Here is a 19,183-nt window from a genome sequence, read left to right on the forward strand (position 1 = left end):
TTCTATGGAGCTGCCGGCCTTGCTTGTGTGCCTGTCGATTCTTTTATCTATCGTTACTTGGGTCAGACAAAAGTAATTCAAGCTTGCCAGGCGTCCGATTCGGGCGTGCTAGAAGGATATTCCTGGTTTGCATCGAAATAAGCTTTGCGTAAAGGAATGATTATTTCGAAGAAGGTGCGGGATATGGAGCATTTTACAATGGAGTCCATCTTTAATGCGATTGGGGAATTGTTCTCGGACGAAACCTCGATTGTTGTTGCCAATACTAAGGAGTACATCTATTACAGGCCCAGCAAAAGGATCGATCTGAAAATTAAGCCCGGCGATCCCATTAAGGAAGGGACGATTACGCATAAAGCATTGACAGGCAAACAAAAAGTATCCGAGTTCATTGACCGTGACATATTCGGAGTCCCTTATTACGGTATGGCGGTCCCTTTGATCCATGAAGGCAAGCTCGAGGGGTGCGTGTCTGCGATTTTCCCTACCCTGACGACGGGACAATCCGTTGTCACCGTGAAGTATCAGGACGGGTGGGTTCCGGTTCCTTTCCCGGAAGTGCTGTATCTGGAAGCAAGCGACCGCAAAACGTACGTCGTCACCGAGAAGCTCTCCGGCACCCATAAATACACGCTAAATGAGTTTGACTTTCTGCTGCCGAGAGACTATTTTGTGCGCTGCCACCGTTCCTTTATCGTGAATGTAAACCACATTAAGGAAATCTACCCGGATACGCACTCCACGCTTGTGTTAATCATGAGGAACGGGACCAAGATCACGGTCAGTCAATCGTATATCCGCTATTTCCGGAAGCTGCTCGGTTTCTAATGGACTTTTACGGTTTCGTTCGTCCATATACGTGTTCTGTCCGATTTTTTCCCTATTTCATCCGAAAATGCCTCTCCGCGGCCGATCATCGGTTAAAATGTGGCTAAACGACATATGAATGGGGGAAAACCCTTTGGAAAACGTTTTCAATCGCATTCGAAATCAACGTCTCCACGAGAAGGTCGTTTCTGCAGAAGAAGCCGCTTCCTGGATTAAAAACGGAATGACCTTGGGATTAAGCGGATTTACGCGGGCCGGAGATGCAAAAGCGGTTCCCATGGCGTTAGCGGAGCGTGCAAAAAGTGAAAAGCTTAAAGTTAATGTATATACGGGAGCTTCTCTTGGATCGGATATCGACAAGTTATTTGCCGAAGTCGGCTTGCTCCATAAACGTCTTCCTTTTCAAGCGGATCCGACGATGAGGCGGAAAATCAATCAAGGCGAGTTTTATTTCATAGATCAGCATTTATCCAAAACGTCGGAAATGGTGCGCGCTCAGGTGCTGGAGCCCATTGATTTCGCCATCGTGGAAGCGATTGCGATAACGGAAGACGGCATGATTATCCCGACGACATCCGTAGGCAACTCGATGGTGTTCGCGCAGCACGCGCGTTCCATTATTGTCGAAATCAACCTGGCGCAACCGCAGTCGCTGGAAGGACTTCATGATTTGTACGAACCGGGTAAACAAGGGGAGCGTACCCCCATTCCCATCTCCAGGCCGGATGACCGGATCGGGACCTTGGGCATACCCGTCGACATGAGTAAAGTCCGGGGGATTGTGTTTACGAACCAGACCGATTCCCCTTCAACCATCACAGCGCCGGACAAGGACACGGAAACAATCGCCCGGCATTTAATCGCGTTTCTGCGTCAGGAAGTCCGCGCGGGACGATTAACGAACCGGCTGGCTCCTCTCCAGTCAGGGATCGGATCGGTTTCCAATGCGGTTTTTCATGGTTTGCTGCAATCGGAATTCACGGATCTGGAGGTATATTCCGAAGTATTGCAGGACGCCGTGTTCGATTTAATGGATGCGGGCAAAGTCCGGTTTGCCTCCTGTTGTTCGATTACGCTCTCGGCTCCGAAGATGGAGCAAGTGTTCCCGAATCTCGAGAAATACCGGGACCGGCTCATCCTAAGACCGCAGGAGCTGTCCAATCATCCGGAGGTCATTCGCCGCATGGGTCTGATCGCCATCAATACGGCGTTGGAATTCGATATATACGGCAACGTGAATTCCACCCATGTGCTGGGGACGCAAATGATGAACGGCATCGGGGGCTCGGGAGACTTTGCGCGAAACGCCCGTATCTCGGTGTTCGTCACGAAATCGATCGCCAAAGACGGGAACATCTCGAGTATCGTGCCCTTTGTGTCCCATGTGGACCATACGGAGCACGATGTGGATGTGGTCGTCACCGAGCAAGGCTACGCCGATTTGCGCGGACTGGCGCCGAGAGAGCGTGCGGAGCTTATTATCGATCGCTGCGCCCATCCGCTGTACCGCGAAGCCTTACTGGACTATTATAAGGAAGCCCTTACGCGGGGAGGACAAACTCCGCATGTGCTGGAAAAGGCGCTGTCGTGGCATTCCAATTACAAGCAGTCGGGAACGATGCTTCAGAAAGTCTTGTCTTTATAAAGTGCGAAAACACAGACTTCGGGTCTGTGTTTTTTGCTGTGGGAAAATTTCCTAATCCATATTGTAAACGCTTTAATAATGGTGTATGATAATAACAAACGTTACCGGAAACGTTTCCGGTAACGTTTGCAGGCTGGATTCATAGATGGAGGTACGATTTTGGCTAACATCAAGGATATAGCAAAACATTTGGGTGTTTCAGTTTCTACAGTTTCCAGAGCGATGAACAATCATCCCGATGTACGCCAAGAAACCAAGCTGCAGGTTATGGAGGCGATCCGTTATTTTAATTACCGGCCCAATGCGCTCGCCAAAGGCCTGATTCAGAAAAAAACGTTCACGATAGGGTTAATGGTCCCCGATCTGTCCGATCCGTTCCCTACGAGCCTGTCCAATGCCGTGGAAGGGACGTTGTTTGAACAGGGGTATCAGGTTGTATTCGGGAATGGGAACCGGAACTCGGAGAAGGAAAAACAATTTCTTCAAAGCGCCATCGAAAGACAATTCGACGGACTCATTCTGACCCCTGACTTCCTGGATGATGAATTTATTGAACTGTTGTCGAGTCTGGAAATACCGATTGTGTTCTTGAGAAGGAGACCTCCGGAAGGCCTGTCTATTCCGTATGTAGACGTAGACCATTACCAGGCGGCGACGGTTTCGATGAATTATTTGATTGAACTCGGACATCGGCAAATCGGCTTTATCGGAATGCCCCAGAGCTCTTTCATCGGTAATGAAAGACTGCGCGGATATACGGATGTCATGCGCAAGAACGGGCTGACGCCGGAAGCGGGCCATATGATCTTCGGAGGCCGCACGATTGAAAGCGGACGGGAAGCGATGGGCAAGCTGTTCGGGCACAATCCGGACTTGACCGCTGTCTTCGCAGCGAACGATTTGCTCGGGATTGGCGCTCTGGAATGGTTGGCGATGCATGATATTCCGGTTCCCGAGAAGGTGTCCGTCATCGGATTCGACAACCTGGAGTATGCCGGACTGTACTGGATTCAATTGACGACGATGGAACAGCCGCGCAGAGAGATGGGAAGAAGGGCGGCGCAGCTGCTGCTCCAAATGATAGCGGATAAAGAGTACACGCCCGAATCGGAATTGATGGAAGCCAGACTTGTTATTCGACGAACTTGCAAAGCGAGGCTGACCCCTTGAACAAAGTGTTGATCGTAACCGATATGGATGGCACATTGCTGGACCGTTCGCAGAACGTAAGCGAAGAAAATGCAAGGGCGATTAAGGAGTTCAAAGCCAGGGGAGGCTTGTTTACATTGGCCACCGGCCGAATGGAGTCGGCGGTCCTCCCCTATATTCGCCGGCTCGAGATTGACCTTCCCGTCATTCTCTACAATGGCGCCAAGATTTATTCGCCTGTCACCGGGAAGGTTCTTTATGAGAAGCGGCTCGTTATTCCCAAGGAAACTTGGAAGCGCTTTATTTCCGGTTTGTGCGACGAGTCGGCCATTCTTGTGTACCGCGAGAGCGACGTGTTTGCACCGGTGCGCAATGAGGTTCTGGAGATGCATGAACGCAAAGACGGCGTAAGATGCAAAGACATGAGGGAGGATTGGATCGATGATCCGATCACGAAGATCTTATTTATCGCACCGAGGGATAAACTGGAGCAATTCGAATCGCTGATCACGACAAGCGGAATCCGCTGCGAAATGGTTTATTCGGAAGCCAACTATTTAGAGCTGCTGCCGGAAGGCGCGACCAAAGGTGCCGCGCTTAGGGAACTGGTGCACATGCTGAGGATTGAAGGCTTGCATACGATTGCGGTTGGTGACAATGGCAACGACATCACGATGCTGCAACAAGCGGACCGCGGCATAGCGGTGGAGAATGCCAGCCAGCCGTTGAAAGAAGCGGCCGATGAACTGACGGTGCATCATGAGAATCACGCCATCCATGCGGTCATACACAAATTGATGCTTATGGAGAAAGAAGCTTAATAGCTTACAACATAAACCTAAATCAGGGGAGGCTTCACCTATGAAAAAAAGATTCAAGGCTGTCCAGCTTACCGCATTGACGCTTGCTGTACTCGGGATGACAGCTTGCGGTTCATCTACGGCGGATCAACCGGCCGCCGGCGGCAGCGGGCAGAAGGCGTCTGAGGAAGCGAAGCAGCCGGCAGCGAAATCGTCGAAGCAATTGACGATGTATACGGCTTATCCCGAAGAGGAAGCCATTAATTATGCCAATGAATTTGAGAAAGCGAGCGGAATTAAAGTCAAATTCGTCCGTTTGTCGGCAGGAGAGACGCTAGCCCGTTTGCAGGCGGAGAAAAATAACCCGCAGGCCAGCGTTTGGTATGGCGGCCCATCCGACACCTTCGTCGCGGCCTCCAAGGAAGGACTGCTCGATAAATACACACCGCAAGGCATCGATAAGCTGCCGAAGGAATACTTGGACAAAGACGGATTATGGACGCCGCTCTATGTCGGTCCTCTCGGGTTTGCAGTCAATACGGAATGGCTCAAGAAGAACAACGTGAAAGCGCCTGAATCGTGGGAGGATCTGCTGAAGCCGGAATTCAAGAAGAACATTTCCATTTCGCATCCCGGTTCCTCCGGCACGGCCTATACCGTAGTGGCCTCGCTGGTTCAGTTGATGGGCGAGGAGAAAGCCTTCGATTACTTGAAGAAGCTGGATGCGAATGTCCTGCAGTATACGAAGTCGGGATCGGCGCCGGCGAAGCAGGCGGGATTAGGCGAAGCGGCCGTGGGCATTTCCTTCTCGCATGACATTTTGAAACCCAAGTCGGAAGGTTACCCGATCACGCTTGTGTTCCCCAAAGAAGGAACCGGTTATGAAGTCGGGGCTGCGGCGTTGATCAAAGGCGGGCCGGCGGACGAGTTGGACAACGCGAAGAAGTTCATCGACTGGGCGATCAGCAAAGAAGCGCAAGGCTTGTACGAGACATACAAAACGTTCCGCCTGCCTGTAAATCCCGAAGCCAAAACTTCCGACGGCCTGACGACAATAAGCGAGCTGAAAGTGGTCAATTATGACGCTGTCTGGGCGGGACAACAACGGAAGGACCTTGTAACGAAGTTTAATGAAAAAATCAAAGGTGCGGATGCGGCAAAATAGAGGGAGGCTTGCAGCAGCCTCTCTTAAGGAAAGGGGGAAGGCCATTTGGCTAAGTTGGAACCAGCCGCAAACTTGAACAGGGCATCAACCACTTCGAAACTTACGTCAATCCTGCAGCAAATGTGGAAAGAGCCCTGGTTGCTGGGCCTCATCATTCTTATTTTCGTTTCCCTGTTTCTTTTTGCCGTGTATCCCATTTATCAGGTGTTCAAAATAACCTTGGTCAGCGATAAAGGGCTGGACTTTACGACCGTAGCGAAAACGCTGGGAAGCCATTCATTCCTGCGGTCCTTTTGGAACAGCATGCAATTGGGCGTCATCGCGGCGCTGACCAGCTCTGTCATCGGATTCGTATTCGCCTATGCCAACACCCGAACCAGCATGAAAGGCAAGTCTTTCTTTCATCTGGTCGCGCTGCTGCCGATCATTTCGCCGCCATTTGTCATTGCGCTGTCGGTGATCCTTTTGTTCGGGCGTAACGGCCTCATCACGAGCGGCTTGTTCGGGTGGCAGGGCTCGAACGTGTATGGCTTGACCAGCTTGATTGTCATCCAGACGTTGTCCTTCTTCCCGATTGCTTACTTGAATTTAAAGGGCATTCTGGAGTCCATCGATACGGCGGTGGAGAATGCTGCATTGAATCTGGGCGCTTCCCGCCTGAAAGTATTTACAACGATAACGCTGCCCTTGGCCATTCCCGGAATTTTCAGCTCGCTGCTGCTCGTATTCATCAAGTCCATCGAGGATTTCGGCAATCCGATGGTGATCGCGGGCGATTATTCCACCCTCGCGGTGGAAGCTTATCTGCAAATTACCGGGATGTACGATTTGCGCGGGGGGGCCATTATGGCGGTCGCCATTCTGTTTCCGGCCATGACGACGTATTTCCTCCAAAAATATTGGATCAGCAAAAAATCGTATGTAACCGTAACCGGCAAACCGTCCCATACGGAAATGCCGATTCGGGAGAACTATATTGTCTGGCCGCTGTTCGCTTTTTGCGGGCTGATCACCGGCGCAATCCTCGTCTTTTACGGGACCGTCGTCTGGGGCGCCTTTGTCAAGATATGGGGAATCAACCATTCGATGACGCTGGACAACTTCAAATACGTGCTCTCCCGCGGTTTTGATTCGATTACGAACTCGCTGCTGCTTTCGGTCATTTCCACGCCGATTACGGCCCTGCTTGGCATGATCATCGCTTTTCTAATCATCCGCAAAAAGTTTATCGGCAAAAAGTGGATGGAAATCAGCTCCATGCTCACCTTTGCCGTACCCGGCACCGTCGTTGGGATCGGGTATATCCTGGCATTCAATGAAAAGCCGCTGCTGCTGACCGGTACGGCCGCGATCATCATCATCTGCTTGACGTTCCGCAATATGCCGGTCGGCATAGAGGGAGGCACGAACAGTCTCCGCCAAGTGGACCCGTCGATCGAAGAGGCATCGGCCATCCTGGGCGCGAACAGTTACACGACGTTCCGGAGAATAGCGCTGCCGCTGATGCGTCCGGCCTTGTTTTCCGCCCTCGTTTATTCGTTCGTGAAATCGATGACTTCGATCAGCGCCATCATTTTTCTCGTCTCTGTCAATTGGAACCTGATGACGGTCACAATCCTCTCTCAAGTCGAAGGGAGCCGCTTGGGGGTGGCCGCCGCTTATTGCGTCATCCTGATCGTTATCGTCATGGCGGCTCTCGGTATCTTGCAACTGCTGGTCAATCAACTCGGGTCGAAGAAGAGGAGGGCCTTCTGATATGCGCGCAATCGTGGAAACCGTTCCATCATCCAAAGTAACATTTGCCGGGATCGTCAAGCAGTTTCCCGGCCATTCGGGCGAAGAACCGGTCTATGCCGTCAACAAGGTGTCGCTGGATATCGAACCGGGACAGCTCGTAACGCTGCTTGGCCCGTCAGGCTGCGGCAAGACGACGACGCTGCGGATGCTGGCCGGATTTGAGACGCCTACAGCGGGAGAGATTTCAATCAATGGGCAGACCATTACCCATTTGCCGCCGAATAAGCGCGATGTGGGCATGGTCTTCCAGAGCTACGCGTTGTTTCCCCACATGACCGTATATGACAATGTCGCATACGGCTTGAGCATTAAGCCGATTCCGAAGTCACAGGTCAAAGAACGGGTAGACAAGGTGCTGGCCTTGATGCACTTGGACAAAATGAAAGACCGCCTGCCTTCGCTGCTGTCCGGCGGACAGCAGCAGCGCGTGGCGCTGGCGCGGGCAGTCGTTACCGAACCGAAGGTGCTGTTATTCGACGAGCCGCTGTCCAATCTGGACGCCAAGCTCCGCGAATATATGCGCGATGAACTGCGCAAAATCCAGCAGCGCCTCGGCATCACGAGCCTCTACGTCACGCACGATCAGGCGGAAGCGATGGCCATCTCGGATAAAGTCGTGATCATGAACAAAGGCGAGATCCAGCAGATCGGATCGCCCCGGAAAATTTATATGAGACCCTGCAATCAATTCGTGGCCAACTTTATGGGCAAGGCGAATTTCCTCAAGGCGATCGTCGAGCAATCGGACTCCCGCCATATCGGGTTGAACTTGCTGGGTCAAAGACTGGTCATTCCGAAGGACCCGATCTTTGAGGTCAAAGCGGGGGAACGGGTCGATTGCGTCATCCGGCCTGAATTTTGGAGCATCGATCCCGAAGGCAAGTTCCAGGGCACGGTGGAACGGGCGATTTACCTTGGGCCTTACGTCGAATATGAAGTCGCGTTAGGCGGGCAAACCGTGGTTGTAGTCGATTACATGCATCATTTACATGAGCCGAAAAGCGCGGGAGATCTGATCCGACTCGGGCTGTCGGGCCAATCCATTACTCTGCTGCCGCCGGGTCAGGAGTAGGGAGGAGATCAATTTTGATCCAGAAAAGAGGAGGTTCTATTTGAACCATTTGGAGATCGCCAAGCGGATTGCCAGGGATGCCGGAGCCATGATCAAATCCCGTTTAGGGACTTCCTATGTGACGGATGAGAAAAGCTCAAGCTTTGACCTTGTCACGGAAATTGATCGGGCTTCCGAGCTGATGATCCGGCAGCGCATTGAGGAACAATATCCCGAGCATACCTTCTTGGGGGAGGAAGAGTCGTTCGGCAGCGGCGAGCGATTCGTTGGCAGGCTGGAGCAAGCGTCGGCTGAGCCGTTCCTATGGATTGTCGATCCGATCGACGGCACCAGCAACTTTGTCCATAACATGCCGGGGTTTACGGTGTCCATCGCTTTAGCTTGCCGGGGGGAGCTGACGGCAGGCGTCATCTATGACCCGTGCTCGGACGAAATGTATTGGGCCGCGAAGGGGCAGGGCGCATTCGTGAACGGGAAACGCATATCGGTGTCGAACGTGGACCGGTTGGAACAAACTTTACTTGGCACCGGCTTTCCGACGGATGAGCGGGCAAGAGCCGTGGGCGTGGAATGTCTGGGTGAATTGAGCGGGAAATGCAGGTCTATCCGGTCGTTAGGGTCAGCGGCCCTGCAATTGGCTTATGTCGCATCGGGCAAGCTCGGAGCCTACTGGGAATACGGGCTGAACGTGTGGGATACGGCAGCAGGGGTTATTCTCATTCAGGAGGCGGGAGGGACCGTGACGGATACGGCAGGTCGCCCCTTCGATTTATTCACGAAAAACATCGTCGCGAGCAATGGCTTCGTTCATCAGCCGATGCTGGCATGTATGCAGCCCACCATCCATGCTTAACCGGCTAGTGGAGCGTTGGCAAATCGATCAGACAAGGGGTTCGGCCGAAGGTACTCGGTTCGGGCTCCTTTTTTGCATGAATTCCGGTATTTCTGGATACCGGCCCGGCGTACATGGATCCACCAAGATTTACCGGCATCCTGGCCTTGGTTATTGTAAAATACGTTTAGGGCGATGGGTTCTGTTTACGAATCCGATGCTTACAACCAAGGGGAGTGAAGTCCGGGTGTCGATGGCTCGATTTGGTGAAATAAGATCGTGATTGGCTGGAGAGGGAAGGTTTAGGATGCCGCCTTAGGGGAAAAATACCGCAAATGAACAGATGAAGGAGATGGAGCCTGTGGCTAAAATCAGCCGGGAACAAATCGAAAATATAAAAAGTGCGAACGCCGGGCGTACCGTTACGCTTCCGGACGGAACCGTATTGCCCAGACTCGGTCAAGGCACTTGGTTTATCGGAGACGAGCCTTCCAAAAGGCAGGAAGAAATCAAAACCGTAAGACTCGGTGTGGAGCTTGGCATGAGCTTGATCGATACCGCGGAAATGTATGGTGACGGAAGATCCGAGTCGCTGGTCGGGGAAGCGATCGAAGGCATAAGGGATCGCGTATTTCTGGTTTCCAAGGTGTATCCGCATAATGCCGGACGGGGCCGAATAGCCAAAAGCTGTGAAGACAGCCTGAAACGATTAAAGACGGACCGCCTCGACCTGTACCTGCTTCACTGGAGAGGCAGCGTTCCTTTAAGCGAAACGATAGAAGGCATGGAAAGACTGGTTGAAGCGGGAAAAATACGGAGATGGGGCGTCTCGAACCTCGATACGGCCGATATGAAAGAGCTGTCCGCGTTGGCTAAAGGTTCGCATTGTGTAACGAATCAAGTACTCTATCACCTTGGTTCCCGCGGCATTGAATATGATTTGCTGCCTTGGCAAAGAGAACACCGTATGCCGATCATGGCCTACTGTCCTATGGCGCAGGCGGGATCTTTAAGAAAAGGGCTGGTGGAGAACGAAGTGGTCAAGGACATCGCCGATCGGCATCATATCAAGCCGCTGCAGCTTCTCTTGGCATGGTGTATCCGAAACGGAGATGCGATAGCCATACCTAAGGCATCGACGGAAGAGCATGTGCTTGAGAATGCGGCGGCAGGCCTCGTTCAGTTAACGGAAGAAGACTTGCAAAGACTGGATGCCGTCTTTCCCAAGCCCTCCAGAAAAGTTCCTCTCGATATTGTGTAAGGACAGCCATACAGCTTTAGGAGCGAGCGCGCTGACCGTTTGAGGTCAGCGCGCTTTCGCGTGGAACGGCCCGGAATGGTTATCCGTGACGGGGGCGTTGCTACCGTTCAAGGGTGGCCCGGTTCTTCGGCGGATTGTACTTCTTCTTATAGTAATTGGAGAACCCGATCAGTAAAGGAACGATAACGATCGTCGGTATAAACCACAGGATGGTGCTGACGGATTGGATTTGCAGCAGCTTGGGAGCGCCGAATACGGTGAAGGCCGTAATGGTCGCGATACAACAGGTGAGCATGCCGGCAATATGCTCCATGACCCAATGCATTTTTAATCGTGGCGCCTTTAACCAATACAGAAGATGGGTTACGCCGAGGAAAACCCCGAGGAGCGGGAAGTATTGCAGCAAGGGGAAAGCAATTGTAAACCCGTAAATACTGATGCCGGCTCCGGAGAGCAATAACAGGATAGGGAACATCAAATCCCATACGTTGCGGTGCTTCTCCTGCCGCCGTTTAAAGCGAAGCACCCGAATGCCGTACCAGGCGCTGGCTCCGCTCAGGATCGAGATAAAGATTAAGAACCATGAGAACGAGATGCGGTCCTGATCGCTGGCCGGATCCAGGAAAATACGAAAAATCCCCATATACAAAGCGCTAATGGAGACGATGGTCATCGCGTATACATAAATCCAGCCGATCCGATTATGCGTCTTTCCGCCCTTCTTCGTGACAATCGGGATCCAAAATACGAGTAACGCCAAAAAACCCGCAACAATATGTAGCCATCTGCTAAAGTGAAACGCTAGTTCCATCGAACCATCTCCTGTGAACGTATTGTGAGCACTTAAGAAATTATAACCAAAGTTATGGATATATGGGAAGAGAAAATTACCATGCTTACAATTGCAGGCAGCCCGGTCTGGAGGGGCTGAAATCCCCGATTGTCATCATTTCGGTGGAAAGCGAGCAGCAAGCTCTTGAGATCGCCAATTCGGTCGAATATGGATTGGCGGCAGCCATTTTTACTGAAAATCTATCCTCGGCTTACCGTTTTGCCGATCAGGTGGAAAGCGGCATGGTGCATATCAATCATGGCACGGCAAGCGCGGCCCATATGCCGTTTGGGGGCGTGAAGCAATCCGGCTTCGGCGCGTACTCGATCGGAAGCTCGAACAAAGAATTTTATACCGAGATGAAAGTGGTTTATTTCCAGTATTAAGCCGTTCATTTAACCTCGCTTATTGGCGTTGTTGATGATCGGGATTCCTGATTCGATGAGCTTATCCGGGCCGGCGGACTCGGGAGGGATACCGTGCTGACAGCGATGTTTATCCACAGGGTTATACACAAATCCCACAAGCGGCAATCGCTTGCTGTGCATAAGTTTTCGTGTCGATATCAACATATCCACAGACATACAGATTTTCGTGAAAATTGGGCGATGATCGCTTCCGGCTCCGTTCATAAAAGCTTTGACCGTTAACTGGGTCAGGCTTTTTTTTACTCGCCATCGTATGTTTTTTCCCGCTATTCAATTCGATCCGGTTCAACGTATAATAAAATAACGCATTTTTTAACGAGTTCTTGAAAAGGAGCCTGGGATATGATCTCTTATTTGACCGAGGATAACCTCAAAGATTTGCTGGAACGTTACCGTAGCCTGGGGCCTCTCCCCGGTATACTTTTGACCTTCCTGAAATCTTTCATCCCGCCCTTGCCTACGATCGTCATTGTTGGCGTGAACGCTGCGGTGTACGGATTATGGCTCGGCTTCTTCTATTCCTGGCTCGGCATGGTGAGCGGCTGCCTGGTGACTTTCCAGCTCGTGCGCCGAATCTCCGGACACCCATACCTGGAGAAGTGGGCCCGCCGCCCGAAGGTGGAGCGAAGCATGAGATGGGTTCGCCGGAACGCGTTCGGTTATGTGTTTCTGTTAAGTTTGTTTCCCGTAGGCCCCTTCGTGGTCGTTAATATGGCGGCCGGCCTTGCAGGAATGCGGCTGCGTTCGTTCTTGATCGCGATCCTGTTCGGCAAAGCCATTATGGTGTTCTACGTTTCCTATATCGGTTACGACCTGGAGCGGTATATCCGCAATCCGGCGCAAATCGTCTACGTGCTGCTGTTTATCGGCGCTTCGTTATGGGCCAGCAAGAAGATCGAGGCTTACTATACGCGGGAACGGGGACAAGCCCAGAATCAGTCCCATCCAGATAAAGGATAATTGTTTGTAACGTCGAATGTAAGAAATCAACACCATTAACTTGTGGACTAGCGGCAGGCGGGAGTGTGTAAGATGGCGATGGCATCGATTTCATTAACGGACCAAATTGACGTTTCGAATGGGGCGCACATCCTATATTTTTACGAATCTTATGAGGGCTACCTGAGCAATGCCGTGGCGTTTGTTCGTACCGGACTTCGGCAAGGGCAGGAAATCGTGCTTATCGATAGTCTCGACAACCAGCGGCTCATCTACGAGCGTTTAACCGGTGTGATCGAAGAGAAGGAGTTCGAGCATATCCATTTTTTCGATCACCGGGAGTTTTACGGCAAGTACGGGGCGTTTCATGTAAAGCTGATCTTGGAAAGCCTGGAAGAGTTGTTCCAGCCCTTTGTCAATCGCCTGCTTACGGTGCGGTCTTGGGGTCATGTCTATTGGCAGGACCAGGCGGACATCCTGGAGCAGCTGCGGAAGTATGAGTGTCATTGCGATACGTCCTTGAACGAGTGGGGGATTCTCGGAGTGTGCGTGTATGATGGGCGCCATGTGCCGGCCAACGTGCAGAACGAGATGCTGAAGAGCCATGAGTACGTCATGACCGATACCAGCTTGGCGAAATCGACCTTTTATAACCAAAAAGGAAAAACGGTGCTGTTCCCTTCGCTTGCCGTACATACCCAAATGCAATCGGAAGTCGATTTATACAAGCAGAAGCTGGAGTTTGCGCACGTCGTCTCGCACGAGGTTCGCAATCCCTTGACGGTGATTAAAGCTTACGCGACCTTGCTGCAGAACAGGGAAGAAGATCGGTCCGCCCAAGCGAAGCTGCAGGCGATCATCGATTATGTGGACGTTATCGATAATGAAATTACGCATATTATCAACACGGAACAGATGCTGTCGTCGGAATCGCTGTGGGTGAAATCGAAAATCGCGGTAGCGCCTATCGTTTGCGAGGTGCTGCCTATGATGGTAACGAAAGCCCGTACGCAAGCTATCGCGCTGCACAGCGAATGCAGTCTCGGCGGTGAGACGATACTCGGGAATGCGATCGGGTTGAAGCTTATCATCTCCAATCTGCTGAGCAATGCGATTAAATACAGTCATGAGGGCGGCACGGTTTGGTTCAAGGCCGGTGTTCAGGGGAAGCGAGTCGTGCTGGTCATACGCGACCAAGGCATCGGGATGAGCGAAGAACAGACCCATAAGCTGTTCCGCAAGTATGAGAAAATGAACCATGAAAAAAGCGGCCAAGGGATCGGTTTGTTCATGGCGAAGCAATTGATCGACCATTTCGCCGGCGAAATCGAGATCGCGAGCGTTCTGTATCAAGGCACCGAGGTGACGGTTAGATTGCCGTTAAGCGAGGCTGCCTCGTAGCCGGTTCAATCCGGATAAGGCGCCTCGCCAGTCTAGGAACAGACACCTTCAGCTTACAGAAGCCCCCGGCGATGTTACATGGCACCGATGATGATGCCGGCCACCGCGTAATGAATCTCCGTCATATCCGGCATGCGTGCGAATCCCCTTTGGACTAAACGATAAGTTTAGCTTGTATCTCCATTTACTGCGGCAGCAAAAAACCTTAACCCCGCGAAACATCAGCAGGGTTAAGGTTCTTCGTATGCAGCCTATATTCTAAACCGATCCAGCAAGCGCTGCAGTTCTTGAGAAGACGTTTGGAGCGTTTCGGCCGAGCGGAAAATGCGATGCATCGAAGCCAACTGCTCCTCATTGGCCGAGGCTACTTGCTGGAGGTGCCGGGTGGAATGACGGGAGATGCGGACCGTTTCCTCCATGGATGCGGATACTTGCTCGGTTCCGGCCGACATTTGCTCGGCGACGGCGGACACTTCCTGGATTTGCTCGGATACTTGACTGACAGCGCCTACGAGCATGGCGAAGATCGTCCCCACATTGCCCATCGCGACGGCGCCTTTGTCAACTTCCGAGGCATCCTGCTCGGTTCGGTCGACGGCGTTACGGCAGCTGCGCGTAATTTCCGCGACTAATCCGGCAATTTGCTTGGCTGCCTCGGTGGAGCCGTCCGCCAGCTTCTTCACCTCCAGGGCGACGACCTGAAAGCCACGGCCGTGCTCTCCGGCACGCGCCGCCTCAATGGAGGCGTTCAACGACAACAACCGGGTCTGTTCGGAGATGTCACGTATGACTTTGAGAATGCGGTCAATCTGAAGGGTTAATTCCGCCAGCTGCCGGATCGTCACCGACGTGCCGGCCACATTATCTTTAATCCGATTCATCTGCCGGATGGCGTCTTCGACAACAAGGCGGCCTATATCCGATTGTTCGGCGGCGTGAGCGGCCGTCTCCGCAACGACGAACGAGGATTCGGCGATTTTTTGCACGCCGGCGGACATTTCATTCATCGCAGTGGAAGTTTCTTGCGCGGCTTGTACTTGAACTTCGGCCCCCGCCACGACTTCCTTGAAGGCCTGGGAAGTCTTGTTCGTTAACTCCGTGCTTGACGTGCTGATCGCGTGTAACTGTTCGGAAGCGGACAAGGTCGTTCTGGAAACGTGCCTGCCCTCTTGTACAACCTGCAGGAACGAATCGGCGAGCGCATTGAAGGCGTTCATGACATATCTGAATTCGTCCTTCGTCTCCACGGGGACTCTGACCGTTAAGCGGCCTTCGCCCAATTGTTGCGAGACCTCGCCTAATTGCCGGATGCTTCGCTGCAAGGAAAGGGTAAAGGAGAAGAATAAATAAGCGATGAACAGGAGGACGATAACTACGGTCCAGAGCGAGAACGTCTTGGTCGCGTGATACTTCGCTATCCGCTGGTCCAGCTGCTGGACCAGCAGGCCCATCTCCTTCGCGTACAGGTTCTCGCTGGCGGTGACGGCCGCCTCATAGAGCGTTCGGACCTTCTCCGGCTCCACAATGATAAACGCATTGTTAATCAGCTGCACATGCAGCAGATCGTTAAACTGAACGACTGCATTCTCGCTTTCGCTCAATTCCTTCACGAGGGATTCGAGCAAAGCGGGCTCGGTTTTGGCTGCGGTTATGATGGATTTGGCAAGCGTCTTTTGATGCTTGTCGACTTCCCCGATCGCCAGGAGCAGCTCGTCTTTTTGCGCAGAGTTTGAGAAACGCGTCTTGCTGCTGACTTCCATGCCGATGGCCGCAGCTTGATTCAATTTGGCGAGCAGCGAAGGATAAGTGGAGGTTATGGAATCCATTAAGTAGTAGGAGCTGAGCTGTGGATCGAGAATCAGATTGGAGTTCACTTTGACCGTATCGATCAGCTGTACGAAGCGTTCATCCAGCTTCTTATGGGTTTCATCGGTTTTGGTCGGGCTGGAGCCGTCCGATACCGCTTTGAGCTCCCGCCAGCTTGCGGAGATGTCGGCGACGACTTCGGTCGCTTGCAGCTCGTCCTTGTATTGAAGCGCAAGCCGGTCCAGAGCTTCGAGGGAGCGCTCGATGCGGGCCTCCAGCTCTTGAAGTCTCTCCTTTGTCGGGGGTGTTCCGATGGTGTTCCCCAATGCCGCAAGGCGGTATTGTCCCAGATCGGTAAATAGACTCTCCAGCGGCTTGAGAAAAAGAGCCCCTTGTTTCTCCTGCTCCGCAAACCGGATATTCCGGTTCGCTTCGCCAGTCAACTGCAGCATCAAAATCACAATCGGAATGAAGAAGACGCTCCCGATCAAGATGAATTTATACAAATAACGCAGTCGGTTAAGGTGCTGGATTTGTAATTTTATACAAAGGGCGGAGTAAGCCCAGGTTATTAAGGTTGGGTAATATGACATATAAATACAAAAACGGCTCTTTCCTTCGCAGGGAACCGCCAGCTGCACCAGACGAATGGCGTGTAAGCGCGAAGCGGAGCCCAATTGTCATGGAAATGCTTTCTTTGCAGGGAGGAATCGGCTTGAAGCTGTAGAACTAGTACGTTGAATGACCTGGTTAAAGGAGAGAAGCTGTATGAAATCGGTAACGGTTCAGGATTTGGTCGAGCGCTTCTCCTTGGAAGTGCTGGCGGGAAGCCATAAATTAAACGCCGTCATCCCCAAAGGGAGGGTGCACCGGCCGGGCCTTGAGTTTGTCGGGTATTTCGATTTTTTCCCGCATGCGCATGTGCAGGTGCTCGGAAGCAAAGAAATTACTTACTTGCATACGCTTAGCGAAGAAGAACGCAACCTGCACATCGGCAATATCGTGAAATATCACCCGCCTTGCTTTGTGGTTACCCGCAATCAGGAAGGGTTGAAATATTTGAAGAAGTATTGCGAGGAAGAAGGTATTCCGCTGCTCCGCACGCCGCTTCCGTCGTCCAGATTCATCGAGCTTGTCGACGCTTATCTGACCAAAGCTTTGGCGCAGGAGATTGCCGTGCACGGCGTATGCGTCAACGTGTCGGGCATCGGTATACTGCTGCGCGGCAAGTCCGGCGTCGGCAAGAGTGAAACTGCGCATACGCTCATTCGGAGGGGACACCGGCTGGTGGCCGATGACATCGTCGTTCTGAAGAAAATCGGACCCGAGACGATTCTCGGCACGCATAACGGCAAGACGAAGGAGTTCCTTGCCCTGCGCAGCATCGGGCTTATTAACGTTTCGCGGCTGTACGGACGCAAGGCGTTCCAGGACGAGACGCGGATCGTGCTCGATATCGAGCTGACGAAATGGCAGGATCACGCGCTCAACAACGAGCTGGAGCTGGAGCCGAAGTTTACCGAGTACATGGATATCCGCATTCCGCATATCGAAATCCAACTGCAGCCCGGACGCGACGTGGCCGGATTGGTGGAGGCGGCAGCCAACAACTGGTACTTGCGTCAGCAGGGCTACAGCGCAGCCGAAGATTTCATGAAGCGGCTGCAAAGCGACGACTAGGCACGAACCGAGGAGGTTCGTGCCTTTTTTTTGCAGCTTGGCGGTGTACGTCTCCGTCACCGCCAAGCGTCAGCGCATGGCGGTGGCCCGCACCATCGCCACGCCGCAGGCGGGCGCATTGTAGTCGCCGGCAAGCCGCTTATGTGGACGACTGTTTTTTGACCACCGTAAAGTTATCCTCAAGCAGCAGCCAGTTTTGAGGAAAGCTCAAGCCCAGCTTCCAGTAGCTGACTCCCCGCAGCTCCAGCTCTTTCACTAAGTTGAATTTCGCCTGGATGGAACGCGCGTCCTCGAACCAGACGACGTGCTGTTTCCGGTTCGCATCCCAGTACGAAAAATGAGGCGCTTGTTCCTTCGCATCGTACTCGATCCGGGCCTTGTTAGCCCGGGCTAGACGGATGGCCTCCTGCGGGCTGACCGCTTTCGCATAGGCCCCGCCTGGAACGTAGGGCAGCGTCCAGTCGTAGCCGTATAGGTTTTGCCCCATCATAATTTTGGAGCCGGGCATTTCCGTGAGGGCGTATTCCAGGACCCGGCGCACCGGACCGATCGGGGAGACGGGCATCGGCGGGCCGCCGCTGTAGCCCCATTCGTACGTCATGATGATAACGAAATCGGCGATCTCGCCGTGGGCCTTGTAGTCATGGGCGGTGTACCACTCGCCGGTTTGGGCTGCGCTTGTTTTCGGGGCGAGGGCGGTCGAGATCAGGAACCCTTCGCGGTGAATCGCCTCGGCCGCCTTCCTCAGGAAGCGATTGTACGCCTCTTTGTCCTGCGGGCGCAGATGTTCGATGTCGAAATGAATGTCGCGGAAGTTCAGCCGTTTGGCGGTGGCGATGATGTTGGCGAGAAGCTTGCTCTGCAAGTCTTCGTTGTTCAGTACGGCTTCGCCGAGCTCGGCGCTGAACTGGTCTTTCTCGAGGTTCGTAACCACCATCATGAGCGTGACCTTCTGTTCGGCCGCGATTTGCGGCAGCTCGCCCAGCGGCGGCGCAAGGAGGGTGCCGTCCCGCTGAATGCGGAAGCTGAACGGGGCGAGGTACGTCAGATGCGGGGCGGTCTCGCGCGCCGCCTGGGTCAGGGCGGGGGAGACGCTGTCGCCCCGAGGCTCGATGTAGGCGTTGATTTCCGCCTGACGGCGAGGCGCCGGAGGAATATAGAGCCGCTGGCCGACGGTAAGCGGCTGGTTGACGCTGATCCCGTTGACGGCTGCGAGTCTTTCCGGCGTTATGCCGTACGTTCGGGCGATCTTAAACAGGCTGTCCCCTTGATGAACCCAATAATATTGGCCCACCATCGGGATGACGAGCGCCTGACCGACGACCAGCGTGCTGGCGGTGTCGATTTCGTTCGCTTCGGCGATCGTTTGCACGGGGACGCCATACGTTTGGGACAACTGATAGAGCGATTGTCCGGGTTGAATCACGTGAATTTGCATGCAACCTTCTCCTTTGAAGGAAAATCATCCTGCGGCGGCGCCGCAAAATGCGCTTGGTACAGCATATTCCACGCAGCAACCTTCCATGTCAACGTTAAACGTCCATAAGC

The 19,183-nt window shown here is 53.0% G+C and carries 16 protein-coding genes; 13 read left to right on the top strand and 3 right to left on the bottom strand.

Translation table 11 applies throughout. The features are described from left to right. Window positions 1-183: 183 nt before the first annotated feature. The 9 genes from FKP33_RS07475 (at window position 184) to FKP33_RS07515 (ending at window position 10,549) form a co-directional block, all read left to right on the top strand. The gene (locus FKP33_RS07475; protein WP_054799475.1) at window positions 184-828 is read left to right on the top strand and encodes a LytTR family DNA-binding domain-containing protein; all 645 of its coding nucleotides are present in this window, start codon (window positions 184-186) and stop codon (window positions 826-828) included. Between the two features lie 133 nt (window positions 829-961). After that, window positions 962-2,473 (top strand): succinyl-CoA:acetate CoA-transferase ScpC, encoded by a 1,512-nt coding sequence (gene scpC, locus FKP33_RS07480; protein WP_141334395.1) that lies wholly within the window; start codon window positions 962-964, stop codon window positions 2,471-2,473. Window positions 2,474-2,632: 159 nt separating this feature from the next. Further along, a complete protein-coding gene (locus FKP33_RS07485) occupies window positions 2,633-3,643 on the top strand; it encodes a LacI family DNA-binding transcriptional regulator (protein WP_181410070.1) in 1,011 nt (336 codons plus the stop codon). Window positions 3,644-3,648: 5 nt separating this feature from the next. Beyond that, window positions 3,649-4,443 carry an HAD family hydrolase gene (locus FKP33_RS07490; protein WP_258313406.1) on the top strand — a complete coding sequence of 265 codons (795 nt, stop codon included), beginning with the start codon at window positions 3,649-3,651 and terminating at the stop codon, window positions 4,441-4,443. A gap of 40 nt (window positions 4,444-4,483) precedes the next feature. After that, window positions 4,484-5,587, top strand: a complete 1,104-nt coding sequence (locus FKP33_RS07495) for an ABC transporter substrate-binding protein (protein ID WP_127608627.1) — start codon at window positions 4,484-4,486, stop codon at window positions 5,585-5,587. A gap of 45 nt (window positions 5,588-5,632) precedes the next feature. Next, a complete protein-coding gene (locus FKP33_RS07500; protein ID WP_219996638.1) occupies window positions 5,633-7,342 on the top strand; it encodes an ABC transporter permease in 1,710 nt (569 codons plus the stop codon). A gap of 1 nt (window position 7,343) precedes the next feature. Then, window positions 7,344-8,456: an ABC transporter ATP-binding protein gene (locus tag FKP33_RS07505; protein ID WP_054796533.1), complete on the top strand. Its 1,113-nt coding sequence runs from the start codon at window positions 7,344-7,346 to the stop codon at window positions 8,454-8,456. Window positions 8,457-8,496: 40 nt separating this feature from the next. After that, complete coding sequence (locus FKP33_RS07510; protein WP_127608625.1) at window positions 8,497-9,309, top strand: inositol monophosphatase family protein; 813 nt, start codon at window positions 8,497-8,499, stop codon at window positions 9,307-9,309. A 340-nt stretch (window positions 9,310-9,649) separates the two neighbouring features. After that, window positions 9,650-10,549: an aldo/keto reductase gene (locus FKP33_RS07515; RefSeq protein ID WP_373423842.1), complete on the top strand. Its 900-nt coding sequence runs from the start codon at window positions 9,650-9,652 to the stop codon at window positions 10,547-10,549. Window positions 10,550-10,649: 100 nt separating this feature from the next. On the opposite strand, the gene FKP33_RS07520 is transcribed toward FKP33_RS07515, so the two are convergent. Then, entirely contained in the window at window positions 10,650-11,360 is a 711-nt protein-coding gene (locus FKP33_RS07520) for a DUF2306 domain-containing protein (protein WP_127608623.1), read from the bottom strand. 62 nt (window positions 11,361-11,422) lie between these two features. Here FKP33_RS07520 and FKP33_RS07525 point away from each other — a divergent pair, with 62 nt between their 5' ends. From FKP33_RS07525 to FKP33_RS07535, 3 genes are all read left to right on the top strand, one after another. Beyond that, on the top strand, window positions 11,423-11,767 hold the full coding sequence (locus FKP33_RS07525) for an aldehyde dehydrogenase family protein (protein ID WP_141334399.1): 345 nt from the start codon (window positions 11,423-11,425) through the stop codon (window positions 11,765-11,767). 384 nt (window positions 11,768-12,151) lie between these two features. Continuing rightward, window positions 12,152-12,769 carry a TVP38/TMEM64 family protein gene (locus FKP33_RS07530; protein WP_127608621.1) on the top strand — a complete coding sequence of 206 codons (618 nt, stop codon included), beginning with the start codon at window positions 12,152-12,154 and terminating at the stop codon, window positions 12,767-12,769. 72 nt (window positions 12,770-12,841) lie between these two features. Further along, complete coding sequence (locus FKP33_RS07535; RefSeq protein WP_141334400.1) at window positions 12,842-14,149, top strand: MEDS domain-containing protein; 1,308 nt, start codon at window positions 12,842-12,844, stop codon at window positions 14,147-14,149. A gap of 251 nt (window positions 14,150-14,400) precedes the next feature. On the opposite strand, the gene FKP33_RS07540 is transcribed toward FKP33_RS07535, so the two are convergent. After that, window positions 14,401-16,461, bottom strand: coding sequence for a methyl-accepting chemotaxis protein (locus tag FKP33_RS07540; protein ID WP_181410071.1), 2,061 nt, complete (start codon window positions 16,459-16,461; stop codon window positions 14,401-14,403). Between the two features lie 262 nt (window positions 16,462-16,723). Between FKP33_RS07540 and hprK the strand changes: the two genes are divergently transcribed. Further along, window positions 16,724-17,635, top strand: coding sequence for an HPr(Ser) kinase/phosphatase (gene hprK / locus FKP33_RS07545; RefSeq protein ID WP_054796542.1), 912 nt, complete (start codon window positions 16,724-16,726; stop codon window positions 17,633-17,635). A 139-nt stretch (window positions 17,636-17,774) separates the two neighbouring features. Here the strand turns inward: hprK and FKP33_RS07550 are convergent, their stop codons facing one another. After that, window positions 17,775-19,073, bottom strand: a complete 1,299-nt coding sequence (locus tag FKP33_RS07550) for a glycoside hydrolase family 18 protein (RefSeq protein WP_141334402.1) — start codon at window positions 19,071-19,073, stop codon at window positions 17,775-17,777. Window positions 19,074-19,183 lie beyond the last annotated feature (110 nt).

This window comes from Paenibacillus sp. tmac-D7 (assembly GCF_006519665.1).
Classification (GTDB): domain Bacteria; phylum Bacillota; class Bacilli; order Paenibacillales; family NBRC-103111; genus Paenibacillus_G; species Paenibacillus_G validus.

Coding starts and splice junctions, on each gene's coding strand:
- FKP33_RS07475 (WP_054799475.1), top strand. CDS start 184: ATGGAGCATTTTACAATGGAGTCCATCTTTAATGCGATTGGGGAATTG.
- FKP33_RS07495 (WP_127608627.1), top strand. CDS start 4,484: ATGAAAAAAAGATTCAAGGCTGTCCAGCTTACCGCATTGACGCTTGCT.
- FKP33_RS07505 (WP_054796533.1), top strand. CDS start 7,344: ATGCGCGCAATCGTGGAAACCGTTCCATCATCCAAAGTAACATTTGCC.
- FKP33_RS07520 (WP_127608623.1), bottom strand. CDS start 11,360: ATGGAACTAGCGTTTCACTTTAGCAGATGGCTACATATTGTTGCGGGT.
- FKP33_RS07525 (WP_141334399.1), top strand. CDS start 11,423: ATGGGAAGAGAAAATTACCATGCTTACAATTGCAGGCAGCCCGGTCTG.
- FKP33_RS07530 (WP_127608621.1), top strand. CDS start 12,152: ATGATCTCTTATTTGACCGAGGATAACCTCAAAGATTTGCTGGAACGT.
- FKP33_RS07535 (WP_141334400.1), top strand. CDS start 12,842: ATGGCGATGGCATCGATTTCATTAACGGACCAAATTGACGTTTCGAAT.
- hprK (WP_054796542.1), top strand. CDS start 16,724: ATGAAATCGGTAACGGTTCAGGATTTGGTCGAGCGCTTCTCCTTGGAA.
- FKP33_RS07550 (WP_141334402.1), bottom strand. CDS start 19,073: ATGCAAATTCACGTGATTCAACCCGGACAATCGCTCTATCAGTTGTCC.